The organism is Tardiphaga sp. 813_E8_N1_3 (genome assembly GCF_051811025.1).
Classification (GTDB): domain Bacteria; phylum Pseudomonadota; class Alphaproteobacteria; order Rhizobiales; family Xanthobacteraceae; genus Tardiphaga.
In genome coordinates, this window is the sequence record NZ_JBPWQE010000001.1 from 4,941,619 (window position 1) to 4,953,471 (window position 11,853).

Here is an 11,853-nt window from a genome sequence, read left to right on the forward strand (position 1 = left end):
AGGGAGAGACCAGAATGTTCACGATGTCACGGCGCGCTGTCGCCGGTCTGATTGCTGCGGCTGCACTGCTGCCCGGAGCTACCTTCGCCGCCGAGCCGCTCAAGGAAATCCGGCTCGATTGGGCGACCTACAATCCGGTCTCCATCATCCTCAAGCAGAATGGCCTGCTGGAGAAGGAATTCGCCAAGGACGGCGTGAAGATCACCTGGGTACAGTCGGCCGGCTCCAACAAGGCGCTCGAATTCCTCAATGCTGGGTCCATCGATTTCGGCTCGACCGCGGGCTCCGCCGCGCTGGTGGCAAAGATCAACGGCAACCCGATCAAGTCGGTCTATGTCTATTCGCGTCCGGAATGGACGGCGCTGGTCACCGGCAAGGACTCCAAGATCACCTCCGTCGCCGATCTCAAGGGCAAGCGGGTCGCGGTGACCCGCGGCACCGATCCCCACATTTTCCTGGTCCGCGCTTTGCTCGGCGCCGGCCTGACCGACAAGGACATCACGCCAGTTCTGCTGCAGCATGCCGACGGCAAGGCCGCGCTGATCCGCGGCGACGTCGATGCATGGGCCGGACTCGATCCGATGATGGCGCAGGCCGAGGTTGAGGACGGCGCCAAGCTGTTCTTCCGCAAGCCCGACGCCAACACCTGGGGCATCCTCAATGTGCGCGAGCAGTTCCTGAAGGACTATCCGGATGCCGCGCGCCGCGTGCTCGCCGTCTATGAAGACGCGCGGAAGTATTCGCTGGAGAATTATCCGGAGCTGAAGAAGGCCTTCATCGGCGTCACCAAGCTGCCCGACGCCGTCGTCGACAAGCAGCTCAAGGAACGCACCGAACTGACCCACAGCCGCATTGGCGCACCGCAGCGCGAGTCGATCCTCGCCGCAGGCCTCGCATTGCAGCAGGCCGGCGTCATCGACGCCAAGGTCGATGTGAAGGCGACAGTGGACGCGCTGATCGACGATCAGGTCCCGCTGCCGAAGAGCTGATGCTCTCGCATCTGCGAAGCTATCCTTCACCCTCCCCGCAAAGGGAGGGTGAAGCTTTTGACCACCTTGCAAACCAGATCGAGACGCGCTTCAGCTATGGCCATGACGCTCGACACGACCGCACCCGACGTCGCGGAGATCCATGAAAAATCCGCATCCAACAGGCGCTGGCAGCGTTTTGCGCGGCCGGCGCTCGGCGTTGTGCTCCCGCTCACACTGGCGCTGGCATGGGAGCTGGCCGTCTGGTCCGGCTGGTCGAACGGCCGGCTGGTGCCGCCGCCGTCGCGCGTCTTTGCCACCGTCATGGAGCTCGCCCGAAGTGGCGAACTCTGGCGCCATATCACTACGACGCTGTCGCGCGTTGCCGCCGGCTTCGGGCTTGGCGTCGTCGCCGGCACGCTGCTCGGCGCTGTCTCCGGCTATTGGGGCATCGCACGGCGACTGCTCGATCCCACCGTGCAAGCATTGCGCGCCATCCCGTCGATCGCCTGGGTGCCGCTGTTCATCCTGTGGCTCGGCATTTTCGAGACCTCGAAGGTCGCGTTGATTGCCGTCGGCGTATTCTTCCCTGTCTATCTCGGCGTGATGGGCGCGATCCTCTCGGTCGATCGCAAGATCGTCGAGGTCGGCCGCACCTTCCGCCTCTCCGGCCCCGCCATGATCCGCCGCATCCTGCTGCCCGCAGTGCTGCCGGCCTATGTTGTTGCACTCCGCGTCGGCCTCGGGCTCGGCTGGATGTTCGTGGTTGCCGCCGAATTCATGGGCGCGTCCGAAGGGCTCGGCTATCTCCTGATCGACGGCCAGCAACTGGGCAAGCCGGCGCAGATCCTCGCCGCAATCACCATCTTCGCGCTGCTCGGCAAGACCACCGACTGGCTGATCGAATTGATCACGACGCCACTGCTGCGCTGGCAGGATGCGTTCCGTCCGGGCGGAGAGAGCTGATGCTCGCCCTAGACAAGGTCGGCAAGACCTATCCCAACGGCGTCCATGCGCTCGAGCGCTTCACCGCGCAAATCCCGCAAGGCGAGATCGTTGCCATCATCGGCGGCTCCGGCTGCGGAAAATCGACGCTGCTGCGCGCCGTCGCAGGACTCGATCGCGCATCAACCGGCAGCATCCGTATCGACAATATCGATATCAACGCACCGCACGAGAAGATCGGCATCATCTTCCAGGAACCGCGCCTGCTGCCGTGGCTGACCGTCGCCGACAATATAGGCTTCGGCCTCTCCGAACTCCCTGTCGCGACACGCCGCGAGAAGGTCGCGCAGGCCCTGGCTCGCGTCGGCCTGTCGGATAAAGCCAAGGCGTGGCCGCGCGAGTTGTCCGGCGGACAAGCGCAGCGCGTCGCCATCGCCCGTGCATTGGTCCCGCAGCCGGAGGTGCTGTTACTCGACGAACCGTTCTCCGCGCTCGACGCCTTCACACGCCGCGATCTGCAGGATCATCTGCTCGATCTCTGGGCCGATACACGGCCGACGCTGATCCTTGTCACGCATGATGTCGACGAAGCCGTTGTGCTGGCAGACCGCGTGCTGGTGATGCGGCCGCGACCGGGTCGGCTGTTCGCCGAGATCGATGTCGGCCTCGCCCGCCCGCGCGACCGCGCTTCGCCGCTGTTCGACGCTGTGAAGCGCCGCGTGCTCACCGCACTGGATCGATCTCTCGATCGCGACGTGCCCGATAGCGCACCTGCCGAGGCGGTCGGCGCGTGGTGGTGACAACAGCACCGCGAGCTAATAAAGCTGCAACTAACAAAATCTCAGGGAGAGATATCATGGACGCCGCCGCGCTTCGCGCCACCCAGGCCCCTATCAAAGAGCTCTACAAGACCGATCCCAAGGCTGCCTTCATCACGCTCAAAGCCAAGGGCTCGATCGACAATGACGGCATCGCCTGCAAGGTCGAGACCGGTCGGCAGATCGCAGCCGCTGGTCTGCATCCGGCCACAGGCGGCTCCGGCCTCGAACTCTGTTCCGGCGACATGCTGCTGGAAGCACTGGTGGCCTGCGCCGGCGTCACGCTGAAATCAGTGGCCACCGCCGTCGAAATTCCGCTGAAGTCCGGCAACGTGACGGCCGAGGGCGATCTCGATTTCCGCGGCACGCTCGGCGTCGACAAAGAAGCCCCGGTCGGCTTCGCCGAAATCCGCCTGCGCTTCGATGTCGACACCGACGCGCCGCAGGACAAGCTCGATCTGCTGCTGAAGCTGACCGAGCGTTATTGCGTGGTCTACCAGACCATCAAACATGGCCCGAAGGTTTCGGTGACGCTCAACAGGGTGTAAGCAGGCCGGACGATCCACCAAGAAAGAGGAGGCCAAGCACCTCCTCTCGTCAGGCTGCCATGTCCCCCGAACTTGCCTTCCTCCTGACGCTCACTCTGCGCATAGCGATCACCGCCGCCTTTGTGATCTCGGCCTCCATCATCACCGAACGATCCGGCCCGGTGATCGGCGCACTAGTGGCGACGCTGCCGATCTCGGCAGGACCTTCCTACGTTTTTCTCGCGCTCGATCACGACGCCGCCTTCATTGCACAGGGCGCGCTGGCCAGCCTTCCGATCAATGGCGCGACGATGTTTCTCGGGCTGACTTACGTGCTGCTGGCGCAGCGCCACAACGTGATCGTCAGCCTCGGCGCCGCCGTGCTGGTGTGGTTCGCCCTCGCCCTGCTGGTGCGGCAGTTCGAATGGACTTTGCTTGGCGGCATCCTGGCCAATGTCGTGGCCTTCGGCATCTGCCTGCCGCTGATGGCGCGGTTTCGCCATGCGAAGATGCCGCTGATCACCAGGCGCTGGTACGATATCCCGCTGCGCGCCGCACTCGTCGCAACGCTGGTCGCCACCGTGGTGACGCTGTCCTCGACCATCGGCCCGACCGGCAGCGGCATTCTCGCACTTTATCCCGTAGTCTTCACCAGCCTGATGCTGATCCTGCATCCGCGCATCGGCGGCCCGCCCACCGCCGCCATGATCGCCAATGGCGGCTGGGGCCTGATGGGTTTCGGCATCGCAGTCGCCATCCTGCACGTCACCGCGCTGCGCTTCGGCTCGGCCATCGCGCTGAGCCTGGCGCTTGCCACCTGCGTGGTATGGAATCTCGGGCTGTGGACGCTGGGACGCAGGAAGATCCGCGCGGTCTAGCAAGCGGGTCGGAAAGCGGGTGGCAATCGACTCATTGCTGCGCAAGTCTGTTCATGTGAACGAACGGAGGGCGACCATGAGCATCGACATCGAGGCCGTGCACCGGATTTTGGGCGGCAGACGAGACGGGGTCCGCAATCCCTTTCAGGTGATAGACCCACCTTTGCCCAACGATCAGGATGCGACTGCGTTCGCGGCAAGCGTCGATCTCACCGGTTCAGCCGATGATGATAATGCGCGCCGCTGGTGCGATGGCGATCAATCGGCCGCTGCCGATCTCGACGGCGACTGGTTCAGCCGCTGGAACGGTGGCGCCGATCCGACCATTCCCGGCGACGCCAACGACACATGGAAGCACGGCGCCGCCAAACTGAGAATGACGGATGAGCGGATCTATCTGCTGTTCACCTGGAACGACGGCCATCGCATTGGCCTGATCGACGCCAGTCGCGACGGCGCGTGCAACTTGGTTGGCAAATATATCAATCTCACTGCACCAGAGATCGTGCGGCCATGGGCGGGACTGATCGTTGACACCAACCGCATCGACGGCCGCTGGACCAACGGCCGCCTCGACTTCCGCCGATAATTACTTCGGCAGTTTCGCCTTCAGCGCATAGAGCGCATCCAGCGCCTCGCGCGGCGACATCTCGTCGGGATGCAGCGCCTTCACGGCGTCCATCAGCAATTCCGCCTCCGACGGAGGAGCCGCCTCGACCGGTGCACGCGCTGTGATCGCGAACAGCGGCAGATCGTCCATCAGCGCCTTCGCGCTCTGACCGCGATCCTGCGCTTCGAGCTTGGCCAGCACCGACTTGGCGCGCGCGATCACCGCCGGCGGCAGGCCTGCCAGCTTGGCAACCTGGATGCCGTAGGAGCGATCCGCCGAGCCCGGCAGGACCTCGTGCAGGAACACCACGTCGCCGTGCCATTCTTTCACCCGCACCGTGGCATTGAACAGCCGCGGCAGCTTCGCCGAGAGCGCGGTGAGTTCGTGATAATGCGTCGCGAACAGCGCACGGCAGCGATTGCTCTCGTGCAGATGCTCGATCGCCGCCCAGGCAATCGACAGACCATCGAACGTCGCGGTGCCGCGACCGATCTCGTCGAGGATCACTAGCGCGCGTTCCGTGGCCTGATTGAGAATGACGGCGGTTTCGACCATCTCGACCATGAAGGTCGAACGACCGCGCGCGAGATCATCCGCAGCACCGACGCGCGAAAAGAGCCTGTCGACAATGCCGATGCGCGCGCGCGATGCCGGCACGAAGCTGCCGATCTGCGCCAGCAGTGCGATCAGCGCATTCTGGCGCAGGAAGGTCGATTTACCGGCCATGTTCGGGCCGGTGATCAACCAGATCTGGCCGGACTTCTGCCCCGGCCCGGGCGACAGATCGCTGGCATTGGCGATGAACGGCTGGCCGTCGCGGCGCAGCGCCTGTTCGACCACCGGATGCCGGCCGCCCTCGATGGCGAACAGCAGCGAGTTGTCGACGTCCGGGCGGACGTAGTTGTCATCGACCGCCAGCTTTGCCAGCGCCGTCGCCACATCCAGCAGTGCGAAGGCATGGGCGGCAGCGCGCAGATCTTCCGACGCCTCGGCGACCATCGCGGACAGCCGCTCGAAGATTTCCAGTTCCAGCCCAAGCGCACGGTCGCCGGCATTGGCGATCTTAGCTTCGATCTCGCCCAGTTCAGACGTGGTGAAGCGCACCTGCCCGGCCAGTGTCTGGCGATGGATGAAGGTCGCGTTCAGTGGCGCCTGCATCAGCTTGTCGCCGTGCTGCGCGGTGACTTCGACGAAATAGCCGAGCACATTGTTGTGACGGATCTTGAGGCCCTTCACGCCGGTGTCATCGGCATAGCGTGCCTGCATCGCGGCGACCACGAGGCGCGAGGCGTCGCGCAGATTGCGGGTCTCGTCGAGCGCAGCTTCGAAGCCTTCGCGCACGAAACCACCATCGCGCTTCAACAGCGGAAGATCGTCGGCCAGCGCCCGCGCAAAGGTCGCGGCGAGTTCGCGAGATGGCCGGCGCAGGCCGGTCATGGCGGCGGTGATATCCGCCGGCAGGTTGTCGATGGCGCCGAGGCGCGTCAGCACCTGATCGGCGGCAAGCACACCATCACGCAGACAGGCGAGATCGCGCGGACCACCGCGACCGACCGAAAGCCGCGCCAGTGCGCGCGACATGTCAGGCGCAGACTTCAGGGCCGAGCGCAGATCGTCGCGCAGCCCGCTATCTGCCACGAAACTCGCGACGGCATCGAGCCGGCGACCGATGGCCGCTTCATCGGTCAGCGGCGCGGCGAGGCGCTGCGCAAGCAGGCGCGAACCGGCGGCAGTCACCGTGCAGTCGATCGCATCCAGCAGCGAGCCCTTGCGCTCGCCTGATAGCGTCCGCGTCAATTCGAGATTGGCGCGCGTCGCCGGATCGATGGCCATGGTGGTGCCAACCGCTTCGTGGGTCGGCGGCGACAGCGGCACGCGTTTGCCAACCTGGGTGCGTTCGACATAGGTGACGCAGGCAGCAGCGGCGGTCGCCTCCAACCGCGACATGGCGCTGAGGCCGTCCATGGTGGCGACGGCGAAATAATCGCACAGCCGGCGTTCGGCGGTCGCGCCATCGAACACGTCGCGGGTCAGCGGCGTCACTGCCGGGAGTTCGCGCAGCAGCTGGCTGAGGTCCGGATCGCTGTACAGCGCATCCGTGACGATCACTTCATTCGGATTGATGCGGGCCAGTGTCGCACCGAGTTCGCCGGTGGCGCATTCGGTGACGATGAATTCCGCCGTCGAGATGTCGATCCACGCCAAGCCTATGCGGTCGCCGCCGGTCGAGCCCTTCGCGCGCGCAATCGCCAGCAGATAATTGTTGGCGCGGGCATCGAGCAGGTTTTCTTCGGTCAGCGTACCCGGCGTCACGACGCGAACGACATCACGTCGCACCACGCTCTTGCCGCCACGTTTCTTCGCCTCGGCCGGATCCTCCATCTGTTCGCAGACGGCGACACGGATGCCGAGCGAGATCAGGCGGTGCAGATAATCATCGGCGCGGACCACAGGCACGCCGCACATCGGGATATCCATGCCCTGATGCTTGCCGCGCTTGGTCAGCACGATCCCCAGGGCGCGCGAGGCGACCTCCGCATCCTCGAAGAAGATCTCGTAGAAATCGCCCATCCGGTAGAACAGCAGGAGGCCGGGATTGGCGGCCTTGATCTCGAGGTATTGTTCCATCATCGGCGACACTTTTGCGGTGTCTTCAATGCGGGGAGCGGGTTCTGGGGCGGTAATGGGCTGCTGGATCGTCATGGCGGCGGACGCTAGCAAATTTTGCCCGGCCGATCCCACCCGCGGCTGTCGCAAACCGTAGTTTTCCCCACCGCGGCGAGGAAGTTGACAAGTCAACTGCGATTTCATATCCGCAATTGTGGGACAGGCCTGCCATCTGGCGGGCGCATTTGACCGGGTCAGCGGGGCTTCCTAAAAACACCGCGAAAATCCGGCAATCGAGCGCGGATGCAGTCCCCCAGGGAGAGAATTGATGAGCGATGTCTTTATCTGCGACGCCGTCCGCACCCCCATCGGCCGTTTCGGCGGCTCCCTTGCCAAAGTCCGCGCCGACGACCTCGCCGCAGCGCCCATTAAAGCGCTGATCGAGCGCAATCCCGGCGTGGATTGGAGCGCCGTCGAGGAAGTCTATTTCGGCTGCGCCAACCAGGCCGGCGAAGATAACCGCAACGTCGCCCGCATGGCCTCGCTGCTGGCCGGCCTGCCGGATTCCGTTCCCGGCGCTACGCTGAACCGCCTTTGCGCATCCGGCCTCGATGCCGTCGGCGCCGGCGCCCGCGCCATCCGTGCCGGTGAAATCGATTTCGCCATCGCCGGCGGCGTCGAATCCATGACCCGCGCCCCATTCGTACAGGGCAAGGCCACTGAAGCCTTCTCCCGCTCGGCGGAAATCTTCGACACCACCATCGGCTGGCGCTTCATCAACCCGCTGATGCGCGAAAAATACGGTGTGGATGCGATGCCTGAGACCGGCGAGAACGTCGCGCAGGATTTCCAGATCTCGCGCGCCGACCAGGACGCTTTCGCCATCCGCTCACAGCAGAACGCCGGCAAGGCGATCGCTTCGGGCTATTTCGCTGAGGAAATCATCCCGGTGATGGTGCCCGGCGGCAAGGCCGGTCCGATCGCGGTCGACAAGGACGAGCATCCGCGCCCCGAAACCACGCTGGAAGGCCTCGCCAAGCTGCGTCCGATCGTCCGCAAGGACGGCACGGTCACCGCCGGCAATGCCTCGGGCGTCAATGACGGCGCCTGCGCCATGATCCTCGCTTCGGGAGCTGCGGTGGAGAAGCACGGCCTCAAGGCCCGTGCGCGTATCCTCGGCCTCGCCTCGGGCGGCGTCGCGCCGCGCATCATGGGTATCGGCCCAGTGCCTGCGACCAAGAAGCTGATGGAACGTCTCGGCCTCAAGATCAGCGACTTCGACCTGATCGAGCTCAACGAAGCCTTCGCCTCTCAGGGCATCGCGGTGCTGCGCCAGCTCGGCGTCAAGGAAGACGCTGATTTCGTCAATCCGCATGGCGGCGCGATCGCGCTCGGCCATCCGCTCGGCATGAGCGGTGCCCGTCTCGCGATGACCGCCGTGCACGGCATGGAGAAGCGCGGCGGCAAGCTGGCGCTCGCCACCATGTGCGTCGGCGTCGGCCAAGGCGTCGCCATGGCGATCGAGAAGCTGAACTAACAACGACGTTTTCAAGACTGCCGCCGCGGGATCCGCGGCGGCCAAAAAGGGAAAACCAGCATGACGCTAATCTATCCCGTCGAGAGCAATGCGGCGCACGCGCCGCGCCTCTCACCCGGCTACAAGAGCACCATCAAGCGCGCGCCGCAGAAGCAGCGCATCCTGATGCCGCACACGCTGTCGGAAACGACAGGACCGGTCTATGGCCACGAGACGGTGCGTCCCGGCGATCATGACCTCACCACCATGCATGCCGGCGAGCCGCTCGGCGAACGCATCATCGTGCACGGCACGGTGATGGACGAGGACGGCCGCGGCGTACCGAACACGCTGGTCGAACTGTGGCAGGCCAATGCCTGTGGACGTTACGTGCATGTCTGGGACCAGCATCCCGCGCCGCTCGATCCGAACTTCACCGGCGCCGGCCGCACCGTCACCGACGCCCAGGGCAATTACAAGTTCATCACCATCAAGCCCGGCGCCTATCCGTGGGGCAATCACCACAATGCGTGGCGTCCTGCCCACATCCACTTCTCGGTGTTCGGCCACTCCTTCGTCTCGCGCCTCGTGACGCAGATGTATTTCCCGAACGATCCGCTGTTCCCGTTCGATCCGATCTTCAACTCGGTCACCGACGAAAAGGCACGCCTGCGCATGGTGTCGGATTTCGACCTCGACGTCACCGAGCCAGGCTGGGCGCTGGCCTATCGCTTCAACATCGTGCTGCGCGGCCGCAACGCCACCCCGACGGAGAATCACTGATGCCCGGTATCACCCCGTCGCAGACCGTCGGCCCGTTCTATGCCTACGGCCTGACGCCGAACGGCAAATATGCCTGGAACGACGCCTTCACCAACAACCTGCTGACACCCGACATCACCGGCGACAAGATCCGCGTCGAAGGCGTGATCTATGATGGTGACGGCAAGGTCGTGCCCGACGCCGTGCTGGAAATCTGGCAGGCCGATGCGCATGGCCGTTTCGCGGATCCGCAGGATACCCGCGGGTTGCCGAATTCGAGCTTCAAGGGTTTTGGTCGTTCCGGCACCACCGACGCCGGCGAATATTCGTTCGACACCGTCAAGCCCGGCGCCGTGCCCGGCATCGATGGCAAGCCGCAGGCCCCGCATATCGTGATGGCCGTATTCGGCCGCGGCATGACCATGCAGTCGATGACGCGGATCTATTTCGAGGATGAAGCGGCGACCGCTAGCGATGCGGTGATGAACCTCGTGCCGGCGGATCGTCGTGCAACGCTGATTGCGAAGAAGACGGCAGCGGGTGTGTACCGGTTCGATATTCATCTGCAGGGTGACAACGAGACGGTGTTCTTCGACGTGTGATGCGTCACCTGATCGAAACGAAAAAGCGGCCTGCGGGCCGCTTTTTTTATTCCATCACCGCCGGATGCTCGTCCGCGCCCGGCTTCGCCGCCTGCGCGCGCAACGTTGCCTTGGACGACCCGATGATCAGCGCCATTGGAATTGCGCAGAGCGTCACCAGCATCACCATCTGATAATCGAGCCCGAAGGCGATGACCGTTGCCTGCAGCGTGACGATGGCGTCCATCACGGCGCGGCCACTGTCGGTGGCGAGGTTGATCGCGCTGGTCACATTGGGCATCTGCAGCGCGTTGTTGAACGGCGTGATGTGCTCGACCAGCACCGCATGAGCCATACGGGTGTTTGAGGTGAGCTGCGCGATCACGATGGAAATACCGATCGAACTGGCGACATTACGCAGCAATGTGAGCATCGAGGTGCCGTCGGTGCGCAGATGATTTGGCAGCGTCAGGAACGCCACCGTGGACAGCGGCACGAAGACGAGACCAAGGCCAAATCCCTGCGCGATCGAGACGATCACGATCTCCTGCACGCCGGTCTGGTCGGTCCACATCGACGTGAAGAACAGCGACACCGACATCAGCGCCATTCCCACCATGATCAGGGTACGCGCCTCGATATATTTCATGATGCGCCCGACCAGCATCATCGCCACGAAGGTACCGGAGCCACGCGTCGCCAGTAACAGACCTGCCGTGAGGATCGGATAGCCGATCACGTTCTGCAGATAGGGCGACGACAGTGCCATGGTCGAATACAGCACCAGCCCCATGACGGCCATGAACACGCAGCCGCCGACAAAATTCTTGTCCTTGAAGATGGCGAACTGGATGAACGGCTTCGAGGTCGTGAAGGAATGCGCGAAGAAATAATAGAAGCCGATGATCGAAACGATCGCCTCGATGACGATTTCGTTGGATTCGAGCCAGCCGAGCTGCTCGCCACGATCGAGCGCGAGCTGCATTGCACCGATGCCGACCGCCAGTGCGCCGAAACCGAACCAGTCGAATTTCAGTTCTGCATTGGTCTTGGTTTCGTCCATGAAGGCCAGCAGGCCAAACACCGTGACGATGCCGAAGGGCAGATTGACGAAGAACACCCAGTGCCAGGAATAGGTTTCAGTCAGCCAGGCGCCCAATGAAGGCCCCATGATCGGGCCGAGCATCACGCCCATGCCCCAGATCGACATCGCCTTGGCGCGCTCATGCAGCGCGTAGCTGTCGAGCATCACCGCCTGCGACAGCGGCACCAGTGCTGCGCCGAACACGCCCTGCAACAGGCGAAAGCCGACCATCTGGTTGATGTCCTGCGCGAGGCCGCACAGTACCGAGGCGACCGTGAAGCCCGCCGAACAGACAATGAAGATCTTCTTGCGGCCGAACCGGTTGGCAATCCAGCCGACCGGTGCGGTCATGATTGCCGCAGCCACGATATAGGAGGTCAGCACCCAGTTGACCTGATCCTGCGACGCCGACAGCGTGCCCTGCATATAAGGCAGCGCCACATTGGCGATGGTGGTATCGAGCGCCTGCATGATGGTGGCGGTCATGGCGCAGATCGTCACCATGTTCCGGCGAAAGCCGGGGACCGCACTGGGAGATGGCGCCGACGTGCTCATCG

General features: G+C 63.9%; 11 protein-coding genes. 9 read left to right on the top strand and 2 right to left on the bottom strand.

All coding sequences use genetic code 11. The annotated features are described in order from the left end of the window. Positions 1-14: 14 nt before the first annotated feature. The 6 genes from AB8A33_RS23445 (at position 15) to AB8A33_RS23470 (ending at position 4,725) form a co-directional block, all read left to right on the top strand. Positions 15-989 (top strand): aliphatic sulfonate ABC transporter substrate-binding protein, encoded by a 975-nt coding sequence (locus AB8A33_RS23445; RefSeq protein ID WP_439094947.1) that lies wholly within the window; start codon positions 15-17, stop codon positions 987-989. Positions 990-1,085: 96 nt separating this feature from the next. Further along, positions 1,086-1,934, top strand: a complete 849-nt coding sequence (locus AB8A33_RS23450) for an ABC transporter permease (protein ID WP_439094948.1) — start codon at positions 1,086-1,088, stop codon at positions 1,932-1,934. Continuing rightward, entirely contained in the window at positions 1,934-2,713 is a 780-nt protein-coding gene (locus AB8A33_RS23455) for an ABC transporter ATP-binding protein (protein ID WP_439094949.1), read from the top strand. Before AB8A33_RS23450 ends, AB8A33_RS23455 begins: the two co-directional genes overlap by 1 nt. 56 nt (positions 2,714-2,769) lie before the next feature. After that, positions 2,770-3,279, top strand: coding sequence for an OsmC family protein (locus tag AB8A33_RS23460; RefSeq protein WP_439094950.1), 510 nt, complete (start codon positions 2,770-2,772; stop codon positions 3,277-3,279). Between the two features lie 59 nt (positions 3,280-3,338). Then, positions 3,339-4,136, top strand: a complete 798-nt coding sequence (locus AB8A33_RS23465) for a hypothetical protein (RefSeq protein ID WP_439094951.1) — start codon at positions 3,339-3,341, stop codon at positions 4,134-4,136. Positions 4,137-4,212: 76 nt separating this feature from the next. Further along, entirely contained in the window at positions 4,213-4,725 is a 513-nt protein-coding gene (locus AB8A33_RS23470; RefSeq protein ID WP_439094952.1) for a hypothetical protein, read from the top strand. Here AB8A33_RS23470 and mutS read toward each other — a convergent pair whose 3' ends face one another. Continuing rightward, on the bottom strand, positions 4,726-7,449 hold the full coding sequence (gene mutS / locus AB8A33_RS23475) for a DNA mismatch repair protein MutS (RefSeq protein WP_439094953.1): 2,724 nt from the start codon (positions 7,447-7,449) through the stop codon (positions 4,726-4,728). It lies immediately after the preceding gene. Positions 7,450-7,681: 232 nt separating this feature from the next. Here mutS and pcaF point away from each other — a divergent pair, with 232 nt between their 5' ends. The 3 genes from pcaF to pcaG are packed head-to-tail and all read left to right on the top strand — an operon-like array spanning position 7,682 to position 10,233. After that, positions 7,682-8,890: a 3-oxoadipyl-CoA thiolase gene (gene pcaF / locus AB8A33_RS23480; protein WP_439094954.1), complete on the top strand. Its 1,209-nt coding sequence runs from the start codon at positions 7,682-7,684 to the stop codon at positions 8,888-8,890. A 60-nt stretch (positions 8,891-8,950) separates the two neighbouring features. Continuing rightward, entirely contained in the window at positions 8,951-9,652 is a 702-nt protein-coding gene (gene pcaH / locus AB8A33_RS23485) for a protocatechuate 3,4-dioxygenase subunit beta (protein WP_439094955.1), read from the top strand. After that, positions 9,652-10,233 (top strand): protocatechuate 3,4-dioxygenase subunit alpha, encoded by a 582-nt coding sequence (gene pcaG, locus AB8A33_RS23490; protein ID WP_439094956.1) that lies wholly within the window; start codon positions 9,652-9,654, stop codon positions 10,231-10,233. The genes pcaH and pcaG overlap by 1 nt, the downstream gene beginning before the upstream one ends. A 46-nt stretch (positions 10,234-10,279) precedes the next feature. On the opposite strand, the gene AB8A33_RS23495 is transcribed toward pcaG, so the two are convergent. Continuing rightward, complete coding sequence (locus AB8A33_RS23495) at positions 10,280-11,851, bottom strand: DHA2 family efflux MFS transporter permease subunit (RefSeq protein ID WP_439094957.1); 1,572 nt, start codon at positions 11,849-11,851, stop codon at positions 10,280-10,282. Positions 11,852-11,853: the final 2 nt, after the last annotated feature.